Annotated in this window: 20 protein-coding genes and 1 pseudogene; 1 reads left to right on the top strand and 20 read right to left on the bottom strand. The window is 52.4% G+C overall.

Annotated features, from left to right (window positions below; genetic code table 11):
- Positions 1 to 78: 78 nt before the first annotated feature.
- From AC6I8X_RS23710 to AC6I8X_RS23700, 3 genes are all read right to left on the bottom strand, one after another.
- Positions 79 to 792, bottom strand: a complete 714-nt coding sequence (locus AC6I8X_RS23710; RefSeq protein WP_497841617.1) for a Rha family transcriptional regulator — start codon at positions 790 to 792, stop codon at positions 79 to 81.
- A 65-nt stretch (positions 793 to 857) separates the two neighbouring features.
- Positions 858 to 1,529: a BRO-N domain-containing protein gene (locus AC6I8X_RS23705; protein WP_497841616.1), complete on the bottom strand. Its 672-nt coding sequence runs from the start codon at positions 1,527 to 1,529 to the stop codon at positions 858 to 860.
- The gene (locus tag AC6I8X_RS23700) at positions 1,513 to 1,686 is read right to left on the bottom strand and encodes a hypothetical protein (RefSeq protein WP_497841615.1); all 174 of its coding nucleotides are present in this window, start codon (positions 1,684 to 1,686) and stop codon (positions 1,513 to 1,515) included. The genes AC6I8X_RS23705 and AC6I8X_RS23700 overlap by 17 nt, the downstream gene beginning before the upstream one ends.
- A 100-nt stretch (positions 1,687 to 1,786) precedes the next feature.
- Here AC6I8X_RS23700 and AC6I8X_RS23695 point away from each other — a divergent pair, with 100 nt between their 5' ends.
- Positions 1,787 to 2,425 carry a LexA family protein gene (locus AC6I8X_RS23695; protein ID WP_497841614.1) on the top strand — a complete coding sequence of 213 codons (639 nt, stop codon included), beginning with the start codon at positions 1,787 to 1,789 and terminating at the stop codon, positions 2,423 to 2,425.
- Between the two features lie 47 nt (positions 2,426 to 2,472).
- Here AC6I8X_RS23695 and AC6I8X_RS23690 read toward each other — a convergent pair whose 3' ends face one another.
- The 17 genes and pseudogenes from AC6I8X_RS23690 to AC6I8X_RS23610 all read right to left on the bottom strand — a co-directional run bounded on the left by AC6I8X_RS23690 (position 2,473) and on the right by AC6I8X_RS23610 (position 18,773).
- Positions 2,473 to 5,553 (bottom strand): host specificity factor TipJ family phage tail protein, encoded by a 3,081-nt coding sequence (locus tag AC6I8X_RS23690; protein ID WP_497841613.1) that lies wholly within the window; start codon positions 5,551 to 5,553, stop codon positions 2,473 to 2,475.
- A complete protein-coding gene (locus AC6I8X_RS23685; RefSeq protein ID WP_497841612.1) occupies positions 5,550 to 5,930 on the bottom strand; it encodes a nitrite transporter in 381 nt (126 codons plus the stop codon). The genes AC6I8X_RS23690 and AC6I8X_RS23685 overlap by 4 nt, the downstream gene beginning before the upstream one ends.
- Before the next feature lie 10 nt (positions 5,931 to 5,940).
- Positions 5,941 to 6,423: a DUF1833 family protein gene (locus tag AC6I8X_RS23680; RefSeq protein WP_497841611.1), complete on the bottom strand. Its 483-nt coding sequence runs from the start codon at positions 6,421 to 6,423 to the stop codon at positions 5,941 to 5,943.
- Positions 6,420 to 6,884: a hypothetical protein gene (locus tag AC6I8X_RS23675; protein ID WP_497841610.1), complete on the bottom strand. Its 465-nt coding sequence runs from the start codon at positions 6,882 to 6,884 to the stop codon at positions 6,420 to 6,422. The genes AC6I8X_RS23680 and AC6I8X_RS23675 overlap by 4 nt, the downstream gene beginning before the upstream one ends.
- Entirely contained in the window at positions 6,884 to 9,577 is a 2,694-nt protein-coding gene (locus tag AC6I8X_RS23670; protein WP_497841609.1) for a phage tail length tape measure family protein, read from the bottom strand. The genes AC6I8X_RS23675 and AC6I8X_RS23670 overlap by 1 nt, the downstream gene beginning before the upstream one ends.
- A complete protein-coding gene (locus AC6I8X_RS23665; RefSeq protein ID WP_497841608.1) occupies positions 9,558 to 9,863 on the bottom strand; it encodes a phage tail assembly protein T in 306 nt (101 codons plus the stop codon). Before AC6I8X_RS23665 ends, AC6I8X_RS23670 begins: the two co-directional genes overlap by 20 nt.
- A 20-nt stretch (positions 9,864 to 9,883) precedes the next feature.
- Entirely contained in the window at positions 9,884 to 10,285 is a 402-nt protein-coding gene (gene gpG / locus AC6I8X_RS23660; RefSeq protein ID WP_497841607.1) for a phage tail assembly chaperone G, read from the bottom strand.
- A gap of 30 nt (positions 10,286 to 10,315) precedes the next feature.
- Positions 10,316 to 10,780, bottom strand: a pseudogene (locus AC6I8X_RS23655) (phage tail tube protein); the annotation flags it as partial.
- 7 nt (positions 10,781 to 10,787) lie between these two features.
- Positions 10,788 to 11,192, bottom strand: coding sequence for a phage tail terminator protein (gene gpU, locus AC6I8X_RS23650; protein WP_497841606.1), 405 nt, complete (start codon positions 11,190 to 11,192; stop codon positions 10,788 to 10,790).
- Positions 11,189 to 11,743, bottom strand: coding sequence for a phage tail protein (locus tag AC6I8X_RS23645; RefSeq protein WP_497841605.1), 555 nt, complete (start codon positions 11,741 to 11,743; stop codon positions 11,189 to 11,191). Before AC6I8X_RS23645 ends, gpU begins: the two co-directional genes overlap by 4 nt.
- Before the next feature lie 3 nt (positions 11,744 to 11,746).
- A complete protein-coding gene (locus AC6I8X_RS23640) occupies positions 11,747 to 11,989 on the bottom strand; it encodes a DNA breaking-rejoining protein (protein ID WP_497841604.1) in 243 nt (80 codons plus the stop codon).
- A gap of 25 nt (positions 11,990 to 12,014) precedes the next feature.
- A complete protein-coding gene (locus tag AC6I8X_RS23635; RefSeq protein ID WP_497841603.1) occupies positions 12,015 to 12,374 on the bottom strand; it encodes a DUF2190 family protein in 360 nt (119 codons plus the stop codon).
- A gap of 80 nt (positions 12,375 to 12,454) precedes the next feature.
- The gene (locus AC6I8X_RS23630) at positions 12,455 to 14,431 is read right to left on the bottom strand and encodes a ClpP-like prohead protease/major capsid protein fusion protein (protein ID WP_497841680.1); all 1,977 of its coding nucleotides are present in this window, start codon (positions 14,429 to 14,431) and stop codon (positions 12,455 to 12,457) included.
- 49 nt (positions 14,432 to 14,480) lie between these two features.
- Positions 14,481 to 15,953 (bottom strand): phage portal protein, encoded by a 1,473-nt coding sequence (locus tag AC6I8X_RS23625; protein WP_497841602.1) that lies wholly within the window; start codon positions 15,951 to 15,953, stop codon positions 14,481 to 14,483.
- Positions 15,950 to 16,168 (bottom strand): DUF6148 family protein, encoded by a 219-nt coding sequence (locus AC6I8X_RS23620; RefSeq protein WP_313687556.1) that lies wholly within the window; start codon positions 16,166 to 16,168, stop codon positions 15,950 to 15,952. The genes AC6I8X_RS23625 and AC6I8X_RS23620 overlap by 4 nt, the downstream gene beginning before the upstream one ends.
- The gene (locus tag AC6I8X_RS23615) at positions 16,165 to 18,264 is read right to left on the bottom strand and encodes a phage terminase large subunit family protein (RefSeq protein ID WP_497841601.1); all 2,100 of its coding nucleotides are present in this window, start codon (positions 18,262 to 18,264) and stop codon (positions 16,165 to 16,167) included. The genes AC6I8X_RS23620 and AC6I8X_RS23615 overlap by 4 nt, the downstream gene beginning before the upstream one ends.
- Positions 18,261 to 18,773 (bottom strand): DUF1441 family protein, encoded by a 513-nt coding sequence (locus AC6I8X_RS23610; RefSeq protein WP_497841600.1) that lies wholly within the window; start codon positions 18,771 to 18,773, stop codon positions 18,261 to 18,263. The genes AC6I8X_RS23615 and AC6I8X_RS23610 overlap by 4 nt, the downstream gene beginning before the upstream one ends.
- Positions 18,774 to 18,895 lie beyond the last annotated feature (122 nt).

Genomic DNA, 18,895 nt, shown 5'->3' with positions numbered 1-18,895 from the left:
CGGGCCTCATAAAAAAACCCGCCGTAGCGCTGAGGAATCCCCAGTAACGTAGCGGGTTATGGTTAGAGATTAATTTATTTAGAAAGAAACTTTAGCGTTGCGATCACCAGCTAGAATAAATCGCCCCATCATTACGTGATGATGATAACTACCACGTCTCTCAGTTCCGGCCATCATCTGGTAGAAGTTATCCATGAAAGCTGACTCATTAACTACGGTCATGCGGGTCACTGCACCTGTAGGTGCAACGTGTGGTACAGTTTTGTGCTCAACATCAAACGCGACTACCAGCTGGCGGCATTTCTTGGTGCTGAGGCCAGTCTGGTCAGAAAGAAATGAATATCCCTGATATCCAGCAGGAATTGCCCCCTGAGCCATATCACCGACCTGTTGTTCAAGAGCGTGAATGCGCTTGTCTTGTTGCACATTTGCCATCGCAATAGCAGCGATGATCTCATTTTGAGAAAGTGCTACTGGCTTCTGAGCGATCCCCGCCTCACGCTCATACAGGCAGTCAATTACCTTCATGCGCAAAACTGCACTATAACCGGTAAGCAAACACTCTACGTGACGACGATCTAGAAGGTACTCGGTCTGCTGGCGGTTCATACTGTCAAAATAGATGCGTCCAAAGTTGGACGCATCTTCATTTAGGTCGGTAAGCATATTTTCAATGTCACGCTTGATGTGTTGATGCTGCTTACCAGTAAGCTCAGCAATCTCACGGCTGGACATAGTGACAGCATGACGATGATTTGCTACATTAAAACCAGTTGATGATGATTGTTGCATGCAAGACTCCAATCAGTAGTTGATGTAAGCCGCCAGCTCCACACTGGCGGTTTTCTTTTTGGTCTTCACCAAATTCTTGCCTCTTCTCCAGGTAACATTTGCTCCTTTGCCCCGTCAATGACGCTTCTCATGAATACGGCCCCATCCTTGAATCTGTCACATAGTCTCCCGGCAAGTGGAGACTCAATGGCGCGCAATGCCGGTTCTATTTGCATTTCCCATGCTTCGTACATCACCTGATAGTGATTAGCTAAAGCATCTACGTAATATGCGTGCCGCTCTCGGGTGCTTGGCATGTTTTCACGAACAACATTTTGCCCAGTATCTCGGTCGAGGATATCCAAGACCCACCGCCGAAAACTCTTTGCAGTGGGTGTGCGCGCAAACATTGCCACAAGGTGTGCACCACGAAGGGAGAACGCTCTTGTCATTTGTTCTCCGCAAGGGGTGGTCACTTTGACCACCCCTGTCATTTGTTCGGTAAATTCATCGGCATGGCGCGTATAAATGCGCTGAACCGCCTTATCATCTGCATACGCTAGTGCAAATCCGAGTTGATTGGCAGTAAGCCAGATACCAGGCATACCAGCAATCGGTTGAAGATGAAGCCCGTGGAAGCTAAGGTCCAATTCGTTTATAATGTGCATGTCAATATTCCTATGAGATGGTTTATTTGGCATAGAAGCCCTTACTGTTACAGCAGTCAGGGCTTCGCTGTTTTTACCGGATAACAACATCGCCTCTCTCCTCAAGCTTGATAAGCAATTCCATCCGATATGCAATTTCTGCCTGAATTGAACGATGGCATCGTTTTGCCGACTCTCGAATGTGAGCATCCACGCTTTCAATAAAGCGAACCTGCCGCGGCTTGATAGAAGAAACCTTTTCAGTCATTATGAACTCCTCTCTCGTAACAACATAAAAACTCATATTGATGTGATCATTTTTGTTCATATTGAAATATGAGTCAAGTTTATTTTATGGATGAGTTTTTATGAGCTTTGATGACAAGTTCTCAACGCGAGTTGCCCATGCAAGAGCGATCGTGGGCTTAACTCAAACCGAGCTGGCAAAACTATCCGGTGTGGTCCAGCGTCAGATTGCTGCATACGAGGGTGGTGAAGCTAAACCTCGTGAAAAAACCCTTATGAAAATGGCCGCAGCCTTAGGAACATCGGTCGAATGGTTGACGTCTGGTAACGGAAATCCACCTAATACTCGCAGCTATGCCCCGTACACCTCCGTCAGGCAAATACCTAAGATAGAAATGGGAAATTTTGCAGACCGATTTGAGGAAGAAATACAAAATGCTGAAAAGTTCCATCCGTGCTGGATTGATATAGGGGCTAATTCGTTTGCAATGATAATCCGCGGCTACTCAATGAGTGGTTCAGGTGGTTATAGCTTCCCCGAGGGGGCAATAGTTACATTCGATCCTAGCGTTGAACCATCAGAAGGTAGCTTCGTTTTGTATGCAATTGAGGATGAAATGACCTTCAAGCAGTACTTCCCGGATATGAGACAAATTACACTTAAATCCCTCAACAAAGATTACGCTGATATCGTTATCAAAAAAGGAGTTGGCCGGGTAATAGCTACGGCGGTACACGCGGAAATTAGACTTCCTCACTAACTCGGTTAAACCCCGCCAGAGGGCGGGGTGTGCCGGATTTAGGTTGGTCAGGTTGAGGACGTTGAATCGGTGTCGCCGGGGTATGTCGCGTCGTCATAGCTGTAGAAGCTATCGCGGTATTCGTTTGCTGTTACCTGGCATGTTCCATCAGATTGAGGCTCTATTTCAGCGATTAGCGCGTCATACCCGACACGGGAAGAATCACAGAAAATCAGCCGGGGCGGCTCAATGGCTGGATCGTTCATAACAATTTCATCGAATGCCGCAAGGTAAGGCACCGACAGTTGATAATCCCCTACTCTGGTAGCCACCATAAGCCCGGACGCTGTTCCGTCCTGGTAGCGCAGGACAGCTCGCGGATTATCAAAAGACCAGTCCAGCGGTTCACTGACAGTGAATGTCGTAACATCATCCGCGGTGCTCATGGCAACAACGAGGCATGAAACCGTTTTATTTCCCGGTATGTCGTCGGTCAGAATGATGCGATCACCCACGTTGTAACACAGCGCATCCATTTCAGTTGTGGCTGAGTGCGACAGGCGCTGTTTCTGATATTTCATCAGGCGGCGCATGCCAAACTGATAGGCCTTATCTTGGTCTAACACACCATCAAGGGTATAAGACTCAATCTTTGACGGCGTTGGGTTATCCGGTAACCGGCACTGCACTGTTTCTTCTGCCCAGGTTGTGCCGTTGATGTAGGTAACATCAACGCCGTCATAATCATCATCAGATGGAGCAGTAAAAGAGGTTTCCAGGTGATCAGTGGTTTCTTGTGGGCTGATAATCCCTGTCCACGTTTTCACCCCTTCCCGCCCTACCGATGCCAGACCATCACTTAACAGGAAATAGCTTTTACCCGCGTTCGTGATTTTCTGAAGCATATCGAGAGCTGACGATGAATCAGAACCGGATGAATCGGCAGAGAAATCGAAGTAATCTCCTTCAGGAGTCCAGTAAGTCGCTTCAAGTTCTGCAATGGCTTCCTCGTCCATATCAAGACCCAGCGAATTACCAACATGCAGTAACGCACCGGAGATCGTCCTTGCTGTTCCAGTGTCATACTGACGGGTTGCAACTATATTGACCCTTCTGTCTGACTGAGCAGCCAGCTTTCCACCTGTCTCAACGGTAACACCCATCAGTGTTACGCCAGCATAGGATGTTGGCCGGGTAAGCAGTCGTCCACGCAATGCCTGCCAGTACATAGAATCACGGGCATTGTCGCTGCCCTGCTCATTCAGCCTGCGACAGCGAACCTCAATTAGACCCGCAGCAGACGGTGTAATTCTCTCCGTGAACCCCAGCCCGTTGATGTTTTTAAGACTGTAATTACCGGTATGGCTTATCCATCCGGTGCCGGAGCCATAGACACGATACTGAATTTCCCACTCTACGGTACGGCTCTGCTTTTTCCCCTTGCTGTTAAATCCACATATGCCGCTCGGAAAAGAAAAATTCACCTCAAACAAATCGCAGGTTTCATTTTCAGGGCAGGCCAGAAATGGCCCCATCCAGGTGTCGTTATCGTTGATACCACTGGCCTCATAATCGATCATCGTCCTGGCTGAGAATCCCGGCCACACTTCATCGACCACGCCATCAATAAGGCGTTGAACTGTAGCTGTCGCACCTGACGCTGACACTATCTGGTATTCATAACCACGATGAGATACTGACAGGCGCTGCTGACCTGTTGGAACGCCGGTAAATGCTGTGCCGGTTGCGCTGGCGTAAGCCAGAGTGACACTGGCCGTTACTGCTGCGCTGCCACCCGATGATGTTGTGCCAGTCATGTTAACCGGCGATGAACCGAATACGCCTGATGGCAATGAAGAGGTCGTGATGCTGCCGCCCGCATAGGGGCTTGAAGGCTCAGTGATCAGCACCGTACCGCTGTTATCCTGTGCGGCCAGGCCGGAACCTTCCAGCGCTTCGGTAATGGCCGCAACCAGACCGGACATCGTGACGTAATCAGCTATCAGGGATACGGTGTAAGTTATACCCTGCCAGGTCACGTCAAACGTGGCTGTATTTGTCGAAAAATCATACGTTGTCGGCGCTGCGCTGGCCTGAACAGATGCCGCGCTCCCACCCGTGCCTGGAACGGCTGCCTGTGTCGGTGTATAGCTGGCAATAAAAAGCTGATAATCGATGCTGCCGTAAGTCATTGTCACCGGCATACCAACATATGGATTTATTTCAGACAGGAAGTCACTCGCCAGCACGCTGTAACCGGAAGATGAGCCGACGTTGAAGGTCGTCGGCGCAATAATCTCAACAGTCTCCCCCTCTACCCACGAATCCGGCAGTGCTTCATCATCATCGTCCGTATCATCGTCATCATCAGTATCAAGGCCGGTGAACGACACGCCGGCACCCGAAACCGTCATACTGTCTGCAATGATGTCATCGGCTTCCGGGGCAGTCTGCGCCATATCCAGCCCTGAGCCTGATGACGTGCCGCCGACTTCGGTAGATGAAAACCAGTTTTCACTGCGCTCATCACCAGAAACATCCGCACCGGGCTGGTAAACGGTATAATTGAAACCCGTGAGAGATGATGCTGGCGTATCCCCTACCCGGATATCACCATCAGTAAACGCGAAATTACCCATCCCGACGCAGATCAACATGCTGACGCGCATGATAGTGGGATCGGTGGAATCAAACCGGGTTACGGGAGAAACAACATAATCCGGGTAAATACGGGTCCGCCCAAAGACCTCACGGATCGCATCGCCAAGTTTTGCTGAGTTGGCCTCAGCCGGATTCAGGTCCAGGCTTTTCCCGGTTGATGATGTATATGAACCGGTGTCCATATTTGCCATCATAAAGATGGAATACGCAGCCGCAGCTACTGACACCGCCACGGCTATCCACGCCAGTGTTTCTATCCCGTAAGGGACCGGGTAAATACGCACATCGCTGGTCGGCGAAATATGGCACTCAAACCAGACAGATGATGGTATCTGTTTTCCGTCAACATCAATGCTGATGGGATGCGCTACATCAGAGTGAAATCCCTTAACATTCGCAGTCAACCAGCCATGAACTGTTGTTTCACCATGCTGATGCACCTCCAGAGGTTCACCAGGGAGACGGGAAGGAAATATGCTTATTGTCACTGCCAGAACTCCACTTTAACAAAGCGACGCCTGAAACGGGAAAGCGGCAGAAAAGTCACGTTGGTGCCAGGATTGCATTCAGCCACATGCAGAAGGCCGTTAATTTCGACCACAATACCCACATGCGTGACTGCTGCCCCTGAATAGCAGGCAACACCTGCGCCTGCACATGGCTCACATTTCTTAAGAGACAGCATTAGCTTTCTGGCTTCACGGTCGAGACCGTTCCCGTCTTTAGTTACACCTGAAAAATCAGGCCATTCCGAAAAGCCAATGTCACGGCGGATTTCATTCACAATGCCGAAACAGTCAAGTTCAGGATATACGCGGCCACCCTTCAGCCAGGTGACTGAACGGTATTTATCTGGATCAAACAATGGATTCTCCTTAGCTGATGTACCGAAGCCCAGGGTAATACGGAAGCGTGTATCGGTTACGCGGCCACGCAGTATCAAGAATGTTCATGTAGCCTGCCTTAATCTGCACCTGCAAAGCCGTCCAGGAACCGGATTTCACAACCAGTGTGTAGGGTTTGGATGCAGGTGCACTGAGGTCAGTGGAGATGAAATTGCGATACTTGAGCGTGGCGCTGCTCAGGTTATCCAGTGCTGTTCTGATTGCTGTGGATACCACACCTTCGATATTACTGATGGCAAACTGTAAATCCTGAGTACCATCACTGTTTCTTGCCGGAAGGGCTATATCAATAGCGCATGCCTTGAATGTTACAGTATCGCCATCCTCGGTCACTGCCGTAATGTCCTCATAACCTTTACAGAGATAATGGACCCCATCACCGATACTTATTTCCAGTGTTTCAATGATGACTTCATTACCGGATGAGGCATAAAGCCGGTTAAGCACTGTCATGATTCAGGCCACTCACGATTCATTGCACGATCAATAATGTCGTTGTTGACGACAAAATCCGGGAAATCGGTCCACTCCGGTGAAATAATGGGACGCTGCCATAATTCAATCGTGGCCGTGTACTGCCAGAATTTACCCGCCAGCAACATTGGCCCTTCATAAATATCAGTAAACCTGCACTTATACAGTTCAACACCAAGCGGTGTTTTCACTTTCATATAGAACCATGATTCACCGTCAGTAAGACGGTCTCTGAACCAGGCTTCGAAGTACTGCGCCATGCCCTGTTTTTTGAAAAACCATTTAAGCGGAACCTGAGTCGGAACTGAGGTGTAAAGCCGCCTCTGCCTTGCACGACCTGACGTTAAATTAGTGCGCAAAAAAGGACTTACAGGCTTGAATGACAGATCGGACTGAAGAGGCAGCGGAAGATAATCATGGGGATAATAAATATCAGCCATTAACCTGTTCTCCTTTTACTGGACCATCCTGCTGCTAATGCTTTTGATACTCTCCCCCGACCGGTCGCAATATGATCCGTAACCAGTTGATAGGTCTCTTTGCCACCCTGCGCAACAGCGTCCTGTATCATCTGCATTGTGCGCTGGTCCGGGTCTCCATTTACCTGGATGGTCGGTGAATAGTGAAATGCATTTTCGCCAGCCGTTGCCTGCTGCTGCCCGCGCAGACTCTCCAGAGTGGAGTCCAGTTTTGCAGATGTCTGAGCTGTCATCACCCGTTCACCTTTTTGCAGCAACCATGTGCCAGTTTCCGGCACAGCATCAATACCGTCATGCGCCATCCCCGTCAGCGCCACTGACTGGATATTTGAAACAATACTTGCCGTGGCTGCGGCCACAGAGGCCATTGCGACCAGGTTGTAGGGGAACGGATTTGCCGCTGCCTGAGCGATGCCTGTCTGGATAGCAACCATAGACTGAGCGATTGCATAGGCTTTATCCGCAATAAAAGCTGCTTTGTAGATTGCTGATTTCTCACCAAATGCCGTGCGTGTGATATCCACAACAGAGTCCAGACTGGACTGCGTGGCGCTGCTGATGATTTTATTTTTCTGATCTTCAATGCTCTGTTCGGCCTGTGAGTGCTTCTTACGCAGTGCCTCTTCCTGCGAATCCCACTGAACATTGAGATCGGAACGCTGCTGCCTGTACTGTGCGAGCGAGGCCAGGTTGCTCTGATACCATTTTTCCAGCTCCGAGGATTGCTGATCCAGTTGCGATAACTGGTTGGCATCTCCGGCAAACGTACCCGACAGCATGCCGCCAAATTCGCTGGATTTCCTCACCGAACGCTGAACGTCTTTAGGCAAATCCGTAAGGGATTTGCTCGCTACATCCCGCGAAGTTTTATCGTAATTTGCCTGAGATATGCCACCATCTGCTTTCAGGCGATCCAGTAAATCAAGACGCTGTTTGGTGATGCTGAGCGTTTTCTCTTCTTTACCGCGCAGGTCTTCCTGGAGCTTAGCCAGCGCCTGTTGCGCTACAATCTGGTCACCAAGCCGTGCATTGACTTCTGCCTGCGCCAGGACTTTATCTTTACTGGCAAGCAATGACTGTTCGTCTTTGCTCAGGGCACGGTTTTTCGCTGCATCTTCCAGTACAGAAAATTTCGCTTCGGTTTCCCACAGGGTTTTACGTTGCTGGCTGATGGTGTCATTGATACCGGCATGCTGCTGGAGCACCTTCAGCTGGGTCTGCAACGCCAGGGTTTCAGCATTGACACTGTCAGCAGCCTGATCACCGGCTGAGACGCTGTACCCTTTCTGTTTTGGTGTCTTGGGGTCCTTATACTTCTCTTCAATCCCCTTTTTAATCTGCGCGATTTCCTCATCGCTCAGCGCCTGATTAAGTTTTCGACGCTCAGAAATATACTGATTCAGACGCTGATACTCAGCGGTGCGTTGCTGTTCCTTTGTCAGACCGGCATCAGAGATGGACTGAAAATGCTGCTGATTTAACAGCGAACTTTGCTCAAGCGTGGACTGCTTCTGCTTTTCCTCCGTTTTCTGCTGTTCGGCATGAAGTTGATCAGTTAACGATGACACCTGCTGCCGGGCCAGATCGCGCGCATTCTCCAGACCAACACGCTGCTGACCCTGTGCGCTGGTAGATCGCAGAGCCTGATCAAGCTCATAGAGCTTATCGGTGGCATCCGACAGTTGTGACTGAAGTGATTTGGCACGGCCAATATCAAGCAGGGCATTCCACATGGATTTGAAGGCGTTGCCGACGCTGTCAGCAGCTGTTTCCAGCGTACCCATGTTGTTCTGGATATCACCGGCCATTGTCTTAAAGCCCTGGGCAGCTACGCCATTCGCATAATTCAGGGCATCAGTGTATTTTCCGGCATCCTGGAGAGATTTGACGTAATCCAGCTGCTGAGCAGTAACGTTACCGTACTGCTTAGCCATTGCAGTCAGACCGCTGGTCGGGTCTGAAGTGATCCGGCCAAAAGCAGCGGCCAGATCAGCGACCTTTGCGCCGGTCGCATCAGACAGAGAGGAAATTGATTCAGCAACAACCTGATAATCGCTTCCGAGATTAGCCCCTGCGCTGGCAAGGGCAGCAACAGCCGCGGTTGCACCACTAAACGAGCTGCCAGCTCTTTCGGCAGACTCAGAAATAAATAACAGATTGTTGGCTGTCTGACCTGCGCGGTCTCCCGTCATCACCAGGGCTTTATTAAACTCACTGGTGACAGCCTGACCGGTGGCAAAAGAATAAGCCAGCGCACCAGCAGCTGCCGTCAGCCCAACAACACCGGCCATAACCGGATTAATGGCCCCGAATAATGCGCTAAAAGTCGGACGCAGGCCACCGAAGGAGTCTTTAATCTGGCCTCCCTGTTGCAACAGAATAAGCCAGGGGCTTTGTCCACCCGCTAACTGAGTAGCAATATCGGTGAACTGTGCAGGCAGCGTGCGCATTGCAGCTTTATATTGACCAACGGAAATTCCCGCGCGTTTTGCTGCAAGCTCCTGCTTATTGAATGCATCCTGCCCGGCCTTTCCCGCGGCATCTGAATCTTTGCCCAAACCAACAAACTGCTTGCGCACAAATGCCGTCTGTTCAGTAAACGACGAGGAATTTAGATCGAGATTAACGACCAGATCACCCACTGCCTGGGCCATAACGCACACCTCCTGAAATACCTTCAGCCAGCAGCATCAGCTGCTCATCGCTGGGTTCAACATCTTTTTTGTCAGGGTGCAACAGACTGAAACTGGAAGGTGTCATGTCGTTTTTGCACATGAGAGAAATCACCAGGTGGCTGAGGCTGGCAAAATGGGCGTCCAGAAGGTGATCGTGGAAATAATGGTCCCGGTAAAATAGCGACCATTCACGAAGCTCTGTCGAAGTCATACCGGAAAGCATTGCCCGCCAGTCCGGGCGTCCAAACTCACGGGCCAGCCGCATCACGAACCTCAGTTCCCTGGCTAAGACTTTTCCGCTGTGACTGCCTCGCCGACTGGCTCACTTTCGGAATCAGTATGCTCCTCATTTTCCGGGGGCATCATTCCTGACAGAACCTTAATCTGCCTGTCGGCCTCACCAAGCGCGGTTACCGGCCAGGTTGGCAGAATCTCTTCATAAAGCGCCTGAACTGAAGGCCCTTTTCTGTCGCCCTGCCACATTGACATAGCCACCAGCATGGCGCTGGCCCGGATACCCGTTGCCACCAGCTCAGCGTGACGAATCGCGGGATCACTTTCTGCTGGAGATAACTTTTTTTCCATCTCCGCCAGATAACTCAGGTATTCGATGCGCTGAAGGGCAGACAGCTCGTAAAGAGTCAGGCTTTCCCCGGCGAAACTGAATTCTTCCGTTTTCAGAAACATGACTTCTCCTTATGAACCTGACTCAGCAAGCTGATTCTCTGCCAGCAGCGGTTTGCCCTTATTGGCGATTTTAACCGTGCGGGTAATAACCTCGTTGGCAGCAACGGCTTTACCCAGACTGCTGACCCAGCCGGTAAAGACATCCACAACACCATTAGGGTATTTGATTTTGTACGGTTTATCGCTGCCATCATCGAACCAACCGATCAGGGTCTGCTGACCGGTTTCACCGGGCTTCCATGCAAGGGTGAAGCTCGCTTCACCTGCTGATTTCTGCCCCTGGGTGGTGGACGCCCAGTCGGCGTTATCATCATCCAGATAGGAATCATCATAAGAGTCAGCTGTCAGTTCTGCCGGTGTCAGGTCCTTGATTTGCGCCAGGCGAGTCCAGTCATCATCCGATGTCGGATTTGCATAAGCATCGCCACTACCGGTATACATCCAGAGCGTAGTGCGGGCACCCTTAGTAGGTGTGGTAGGATCATTTGCTGCCATAGTAGCCTCACAGGTAATAATTCAGATTGTGACGGAGGTCAGCGGAACCCCACGTCGCCATTTCATCGTCGCGCTGGTAGTCATAACCGTCAGCAACAACCATTTCCACCAGCGAAAACAGGGCTGGCATGTCTGAAAATGCAGGATAAATGCTGTTCTCCATCCACAGGTCGAGGGCAGAGTCAGGGTTAGAGGCCTTCAGAAAAACTTCAACATGCAGTACAGCACGCCACTCGTCTTCATCCAGCATGCTGCCGGTAGGCTGCGCATCCGTCAGATAAACGGCAACAGTGGGCAGTTCTTCGGCGTTAATAACTGCCGGGCGTCCGTCATACCAGCGCACCGAAGGGTCAGTGATGACCGTTTGCAGAGAGCTTATGACCGCCTGGCGTATAAGGGTGTGTTTATTCATCGTTTAATGATGATCCTGAGCTGGTTTTTAAGGGCGGCGGCCATCTCTTTCGGCATATCGCTTTCCATCAACTTCGGCAGCTGATCTTTGAAAGCAGTAGTCAGCGGAACCGACATCGGGATTTTGACCACCTCAACCGGATAGCGGGTTTTGCCCGTCCGGCGCAGTACGTGCCAGCGACCGTTCGCCAGCTGCTGAATAAAAGCGTGCGGAAAACTAAATTTCCCGATTTTCAGCACACTGTCTGCGCCGCGCGTTCGTCCGATACGCCTGGACAACTGAACACGGGCGGCACCCAGTTTGATGGCCGGTAAATCCCCCCGATTCACCCGCAAAGTTGCGACAGGGTTATTGACGGAGGCTTTTTTCAGCTTTGAACGTTGCATCACCAGCTTTCGCTGCACGCGGGTATCACGGGAAACCACTGAACTGCTGCGCCCGATGGCACGAACAGCCACACGGTTAACTGCCTGCGATGATGCGCGCGGAACAGCGGTCTGACTGATGCTGTTCATGTTGGCAATCGCCTGCTCCAGGCCTTTTATGCTCATGGCCTACTCCAGCCAGATTTGCGGCTTGCCGTTGAACTTAACGTGACGTGTCACGCTATATTCATTGCCGTTATAAATGACGGTGTCGCCGGTTCTGGCACGGTAATCCGCATCAAATACAACCAGAGACAGACCGTCGCCGCCCAGTGCCCCCATTTCAGGCAGGAAATGACTTTCAACAGCCGTCATCACCTGCCCGTTAATGGTTACATCCCGCCCTAAACGGCTGGCGGTTACTGCATCCATTCGCGCGGCCAGCCGGTCAAACGGGTTAGCTGCCACTTTCCGTTACAGCCGGAGCCGCACCCGCGTTGATCTTCACGTTAACCGCCGTGGTACCGGAGGCGGCGTCCTCCCATGCGATACCGGCATACACACCGCCATCTGCACTGGCCTGTGCGGTGCCATCACTGACATACACTGCTGCACCCGGAGTAAATACATCTGCGCTGGCTTTCGGTAACTGAAAAACCCCCTCCGTAAAGCCGTCGCCGGTGTCCTGCACGGCAATATCGGTGATGGCAATAGCCACAATGTTGCCGATGATGACAGCTGAACCGCTGGCGATTGCGGAGGAGCCGGCATTGAGCAGGGGGATGGTGTTACCGTTCTGTACGAAATTCTTGGCCATCTTCTTTTCTCCATCCGGCCCGTAAGCCGGATTTCAGGTATAAAAAAAGCCCTTACGGGCGGCTAACTGCTGGCTGACTGTCAGGAACCCTGAGCGCCGGTGGATTTCACCAGGCCGCGCCAGTCAAGCGGGGCAACACCGGCATCAATGCGCACTTTGGTGGCGATACCGTCCGTGTTAAACCCTTCCTGCTGGTCGATATACGGTGCTTCCACGCCGTTCAGATAGGCCACCTCAATGGTGTCCATGCCCTGTGCAGCGGCCATATACCACTGGATTGCGCTCTTATCGTCCAGGCGCGGCTCAGCAATGATGGTGGCGAAGTTTTGGATCGGGTTGATAATACCGGCGTTAACATCAGCACCTTTCACGCTGGCAGATTTAATGGTCTGATTTGCCACGGTTTCCAGCGCAGTCGGCACCAGCAGGAATGCCGGGCGAATGTTAAGAGTGCGCCCGGTGGTGCCCTCTTTCTGTGTGCGCATCAACTGACGCGCCGCATCCAGACCGGCCACATCAATGCCACTGCTGGCGATATTGCGGTGATCAGCACTGAACAGTGCGCTGCCATCAGACATTTCCGGGTTACCGGTCAGAATGGCGTAGACCAGATCGCCGATGGTCGCTTTGGCAGCGCGCCCCATCTTCAGCGGAACGTCCGTCAGCTGATTCAGGTCATCATTGATGATGGCCTGGCGAGTGATGGAGAAGATTTCACCGTAGGTTGCCAGTGCAATCGGTTCCCCACGATCGGAGGTGGTGACATACTTATATTCAGCACCTTCACGGACCTTGCGCAGGGACGGGAAACCACCCAGGCCAACACGATGCGCGGTTTTAAAGTCCGACAACTGGCCTTTTTTGGTCCACTGTTCAAAGGTCTCATCCGCTTCTTCCCAGCCCTGAAGAATGGATTTATTCGCCACATCCAGCAGGATATTACCGAAATCCGAAGTGCTGTGAGTCAGCGCCAGGCCCACCATCTGCATCGGGTTGTATGACGCCACACCGATACCGCGCTCAGTCAGTGACATGCGCGCATATTCACGCATTGACATGGCATTATATGGGTTGTTGTTATCACGATTTTCATACCCCGCGCGGGCCATAAGCGCCTGGCGGATACCGTCACCGGTGAAATTGCCGTTACCGGAATGGATATGTAGCGCGGCACCCGGTCGGGTGGTCGGTGTGGAATCTTTGCCGAGTGCCTCCAGAAGCTTATCTTTTGCCTGGTCAACAGAGCAGTCGATGTCTTCCAGGCATTGAGTCTGCAATTCCTGGTGACGACCACCAAAGCTGGCAAACAGATTTCGGATGCCTTCCGCGCGCTGGCGCTGTTCGGCATGAATCTGTGCGCGAATAGCAGCCTCATCAGGTCCCGTAACCGGCGCAGACTGTGAAACTGGCGCGGTCGTCTGGGTTGCTGGCTGCTGCGTGGTCGTGGTGGACGCTTTCGGTGCAGTATTCAGCAGGGTTTTAAGAGAACGTGGCATAGCTTCAAATTCCTCAATACGTTTGGAGTTAATGCGGGCCATTGCCTGCACTGCGGGGGTTAACTGATCGGCAAAGCCGTGTTCAATACATTCCTGCGCAGTCATCCAGGTTTCTTCACCCAGCATCCCGGCAAGTTCCTCAGCGGTTTTACCGGTCTTTTTGGCGTAAGACGGGATTAATACCGCCTCAACCTTATCCAGCAGATCGGCGTAATCGCGCATGTCGTTGGCGTCACCACCGGTAATGCCCCAGGGCTTATGGATCATCATCATGGCGTTTTCCGGCATGATGATCGGGTTACCCACCATCGCAATCACGGACGCCATCGACGCGGCAAGGCCGTCGATATAAACCGTTTTGGTGGCTGAATGGGCATTCAGCAGGTTGTAAATGGCAATGCCATCAAACACATCGCCACCAGGTGAGTGAATATGGAGATTGATGTGATCAATATCGCCGAGCGCCTTCAGGCTGGCGGCAAACGACTGGGCTGTAACGCCCCAGTAACCAATCTCATCGTAAATATAAATATCCGCTGCGCTCTGGCCGCTGGCTTCCATGCGAAACCAGCTGTGATCACCGGATGACGCACGCGGAGAAAAGCGTGTTTTACTCTTCTTTTTGCTGACCACTGGTCGCCCCTTTGTCATTTGCCGGGTCGGTATCAAACACCAGGCCCAGGTCTTTGTTTTCATCAACCTCCGCTTTGCGGCGGCGTTTAATTTCGCCAGGATTAGCGCCGCGTGCGCGCACCCAGTCGCTTTCTGTGGCCGCACCTCCGCGAATCATGGTTTTCCAGGCATTGGCCTCTTTCTGTGGATCAATCCACGGCATTACAGGACCGCTGTAGACCGCATTCATCAGCGTTGTGCGGTCCACGTCAGTGGGCACTTTGATAACTCCGGCAACCATTGCCATATTCAGCCACTGGCGGTACATCGGGCGGGTGACGGCGGCAACGAACGCATCCTGAAGGATGCTGTAGCCTTCAAAAGACTCCACCAGCTCCTGCCGCTGCGAGCTGTAGCTGCCGTCATAGTTACGGGATATGCTGGAAAAGCTGCTGCGACTGCCAGCGGCCACTGCACGGAGCTGACCGTTACGGAATGATTCAAGGTTGGCGTTGGGGCGGTCAGACTTGATCATGCCGATATCTTCACCGGGAAGCAGTTTGTCAAACAACATGCCCGGCTGAATATCCAGCTCACGCGCTCCCTTAATGTTGTTTTCGTCGTATGACATCGCATCACCCTTACGGATGAACATACCCAGCGCGGCAGCAATACGTGCTGCCGTCAGCTCTGAATCTTCATACTCCTTCAGGGCGCTGAGGCGGATAAGAATGCCGGAAAGTACGCTGTTACCGCGCACCTGATGCAGACGACGCATAAACTTGAGGTGCAGCATGTTCCCGGCATCGACCTGCTTGATGTCACCCAGCGCAACACCTGATGTCACAAGATTTTTACATACGGCGTATTTCACCGGGCAACCCCAGTCATTGAGGAATATCCCCTGCACTATTTTCTGGCTCTGATCGCTCAGCTCAAGTGGCACATAGTCAGGTTCCAGCGCTTCTATCCAGAAGGGAATGCCGTTCGACGCTTCCAGCCCGGCGGCGTTACCCTGCACCAGTTGTGCAAACACCTCGCCATCACGCAGCCAGGTACGGGCCATCAGGCGCTCAAGTACGGGCCGGGTAAACTGACCGGTCACATCCGGCGATACGGACCATTCCGCCCAGGCTGTGCGAATCTGCCGGGACAGATCATCGGCCAGAAGACCGGTTTTCAGCATCGGCTGTGGATCAACAACAATGCCGCGCGAGCCAACTATGCGTTCCTCCAGTTTGTCAAGCAGACCAATAACCAGATCGTGGTTACTGTCCAGCCAGCGGGCCTGCTCGCGGATAGAGCGTCCGCCAAACTGCGTCATCTGATTGGCGTTACGGTTTTCACGCTTCGCACGGTGCGTGCGGGTCGGCATGGCTGCTTCATAGGCTTTGATTTCAAGCCGGGAGCGCAGGCGCGCCGCTTTCCAGCCAGGTGAAATCAGCCCGATGGCGTTATCCAGTAATGTCATCTACGAAACCTCGCCAGGCTGTACTGCGGTCGCCCGCGCTGCGCATCAATACATTGCTGCAACTGACGTTGCCAGTATTCCCGCCCTTTTCTGATCTCGCTCAGGCTTTCCATCGTCATGGACTGGCCGTTTATTTCTATAGATTTTCCATCGAGCACGGCCAGTTCCGCTTCGATGTATCGCTGTAACATACGTTCGATATCGGCCTGATTCACAGCCAGCCTCCGTTAGATGCGGGTGCCCATGCGGAAGGCGCTGCCTCCCTGCGGGGTTCCGCTGGTTTTGATTCAGGTTCAGGTTGACGTGCGGGCCTGGCGGATGAGGGAGAGCGCCCGGAAACAGATGATTTTTCCGGTGCACAAGCCCAATCCGGTGGGCTATCCCAGTTAATGCGCTCATAACCGCGCAGGATGACCAGGGCGTGGGCATACACCAGCAGGTCAAACGCTTCGTTGGCACCTTTACCAGGCTTTTGCCACTTACCGTCTTTTCCGCGTTCCTCATAAGTCAGTTCGTCATAGAACCATTCACCCAGCCAGTCAGGGAAATGCACATAGTTGGGGCCGGGAACATCGCGCTGAAGGGCATTGCTTATGCGGTCTTTCAGCTGATTGGTCTGCAACAGATATAACGGAACATCACCCCGTGCTTCAGCACGGCGGTTAGGTCTGTCGGTGTTATCAGGAAAGGTTTTGGTCACCAGTTTGCTGCGCGTGGTACTGTCACCCTTGAACAGGTAAACCCGCTTGTGAACGCCATCGCGGCGGCACTGACGCCAGAATTCATAGGCATTGCCTGTTACGCCATCTTCACCGCCAGAGTCCACCGCCATCGCAAGAACCGGCAGGGTGACGGAAGGATCGGACGACATCGGCCAGCACTTATCCAGCACATCAGACCGGAGCAGTGACCAGTCCTCAAGGTAAGCATCAGGACTGACGGGCAGGCTTTCACCATCCGGCCCGCTGCGGAGCGAATGCCGAATGTTATAGCGATCCACAATCCAGCGCTCACCGTGGGCACCGTAACCCACTACCTGAACGACAAAGCGTTTATTCCTGCCGCCCTGCACGTCCACAGTCGCAGCAAGGAAATGCACGCCATCGGGCACCGTGCGGCGGTTGACTGTTTCTGCACGCGCCATCAGGGTTTCGGCCTTACGGGCGTCAGTGGCAGAACGTGGCAGATATGGAAGACCCCAGTCCGTGTTGATGACCGCCTTCAGCGTTTCCTCACTGCCGGTCGTATCGTATTCCTGTTCGGCGGTAAGCAGTTTGTAAGTCAGCTGCGCCCAGGTCTGATAGGCTGCTGCCGGACCTTCCATCCAGAATGATGCAATACGTGATCGCCTTGCCTCTCCTGTCCTCTGTCCCTCAGCGTTAATCCCCTCGCCATCTCGAAGCCAGATACCTCGCTGATTAAGCAGGCGCTTTTCATGTGGGCTGATTCGGCCTGCACAGTGAGGACACTGTACATAAGCCGATTCACTTGCCACTACCGGGTCGGGGTTGTCGCGGTATCCCGCAACTGCATCCATTGATGGCTGGAAATACTCCCCACAGTGTGGGCAGGGCCAGTACCAGCGGCGGCGGTCGCCACGGTTATACAGAGATGAAATCCCGGTGGCGGGCGGTGCTTCATGCGCAGAATGACGACGCCATTTGCTGTCAGATATTTCCCGACCAGGACTACTCTCAACCAGGGTCATGCCTGATGACATAAATGTGGTAGTTCGTTTGGATGCCAGGGAAAATCCATCACCCTCGCCATCAATATCATCAGGCCAGCGGTCATAATCTGTCAGGGCAACAAAGCGATAGTCCGACGATGACATGATATTGACTGACGGCCAGCCAATCTTCAGGTAATTCCCGGCCCGGAAAGTACGATCATGAACGTTATTATCACTGGCGCGTGGACTGAGCCGCCTGGCAACTTCGGGACTACAGCGAAAAGTACGATCCAGACGCTTCTTGGAGTGCTCGCGGGCCTTCTCCTCTGTCATCTGAATCAGAAGAAAATCAGCTGGATCACAGACCACCGAATAGACTATCCAGCCATCAATCAGGCCGATGGTCTTCCCGGTTCGTGCAGGGCCGACAAACACCACGGCATCATAATTACGGGATGCCAGGCAATTCATCGGCTCAGTAATATAAGGTGTCAGTGTCGCGTCCCACGGCAGCGAGCTGCCACCGCCCAGCGGAACCCGCATATAACGGGAAACTGCTTCAGATACAGGCATGCGGCGTGGTGCTTTCAGCAACTCGGAGACATCACGGCGGATTGTGCTGGCAGATGCATAACTCACTGGTCGGAATCCTCTTCTTCCCCTGCGCTGTTCACTTTACCGGCAAGTGCATCACGCATTTCATCAATGATTTCCTGCGCTTCCGCTATCTGTTCTGGCAACCATCCACGGTCACGCTCCAGTCGGTCAGGCCAGGTATCCAGCACCTGAAGCACAGACTTCGCCATCATCGCCATTTCCCGATGCACTTCATCGGCAGGTACAAGCTGTTTCAGCGTGGATTCCAGCTTCACGCGCTCGTTTTCAGACTGAAACCAGTCCTTACGGGATTTTGGGTCCATCAGAGAAGGATCGTGCCGGGAGTCAGGATTGTTAAATTCTTCAGATACAAATAATGCAGGTCCGACATCTTTCAGGGCGTAAACCGGATTGCCTCTTACGGTATCAGCCGCTGTGATGTTGGCATCTATCAGTCTCTTTCTGACAGTTTTGCGGTCCATGCCAAACGCTTCAGCAATTTTCGCAACACTCCAGTTGTAAGCATCACCGATTTTGCTGATGTCTGACATTGCTCACCTCAACACACCAGCTGATTTCCCTCTTTTATGTTTTTTAACATAACGTTAGAGACTGGTCAGATGTCCCTTATCCTGGTGTCACTGGACACCTCAATAACTACTTATATGAAATA

This window comes from Pantoea sp. X-Soil-TKNS-1280, assembly GCF_059730475.1.
This window is presented reverse-complemented; position numbering and strand designations above follow the sequence as displayed.

Bases quoted from the DNA above. Each gene is read 5' to 3' on its own strand.
- AC6I8X_RS23665 (WP_497841608.1), bottom strand. From the start codon at position 9,863: ATGCGGCTGGCCCGTGAGTTTGGACGCCCGGACTGGCGGGCAATGCTT.
- AC6I8X_RS23625 (WP_497841602.1), bottom strand. From the start codon at position 15,953: ATGACATTACTGGATAACGCCATCGGGCTGATTTCACCTGGCTGGAAA.
- gpG (WP_497841607.1), bottom strand. From the start codon at position 10,285: ATGTTTCTGAAAACGGAAGAATTCAGTTTCGCCGGGGAAAGCCTGACT.
- AC6I8X_RS23705 (WP_497841616.1), bottom strand. From the start codon at position 1,529: ATGTTGTTATCCGGTAAAAACAGCGAAGCCCTGACTGCTGTAACAGTA.
- AC6I8X_RS23645 (WP_497841605.1), bottom strand. From the start codon at position 11,743: ATGAGCATAAAAGGCCTGGAGCAGGCGATTGCCAACATGAACAGCATC.
- AC6I8X_RS23695 (WP_497841614.1), top strand. From the start codon at position 1,787: ATGAGCTTTGATGACAAGTTCTCAACGCGAGTTGCCCATGCAAGAGCG.
- AC6I8X_RS23670 (WP_497841609.1), bottom strand. From the start codon at position 9,577: ATGGCCCAGGCAGTGGGTGATCTGGTCGTTAATCTCGATCTAAATTCC.
- AC6I8X_RS23700 (WP_497841615.1), bottom strand. From the start codon at position 1,686: ATGACTGAAAAGGTTTCTTCTATCAAGCCGCGGCAGGTTCGCTTTATT.
- AC6I8X_RS23630 (WP_497841680.1), bottom strand. From the start codon at position 14,431: ATGGAAGCCAGCGGCCAGAGCGCAGCGGATATTTATATTTACGATGAG.
- AC6I8X_RS23610 (WP_497841600.1), bottom strand. From the start codon at position 18,773: ATGTCAGACATCAGCAAAATCGGTGATGCTTACAACTGGAGTGTTGCG.
- AC6I8X_RS23675 (WP_497841610.1), bottom strand. From the start codon at position 6,884: ATGGCTGATATTTATTATCCCCATGATTATCTTCCGCTGCCTCTTCAG.
- AC6I8X_RS23680 (WP_497841611.1), bottom strand. From the start codon at position 6,423: ATGACAGTGCTTAACCGGCTTTATGCCTCATCCGGTAATGAAGTCATC.
- AC6I8X_RS23635 (WP_497841603.1), bottom strand. From the start codon at position 12,374: ATGGCCAAGAATTTCGTACAGAACGGTAACACCATCCCCCTGCTCAAT.
- AC6I8X_RS23710 (WP_497841617.1), bottom strand. From the start codon at position 792: ATGCAACAATCATCATCAACTGGTTTTAATGTAGCAAATCATCGTCAT.
- gpU (WP_497841606.1), bottom strand. From the start codon at position 11,192: ATGAATAAACACACCCTTATACGCCAGGCGGTCATAAGCTCTCTGCAA.
- AC6I8X_RS23640 (WP_497841604.1), bottom strand. From the start codon at position 11,989: ATGGATGCAGTAACCGCCAGCCGTTTAGGGCGGGATGTAACCATTAAC.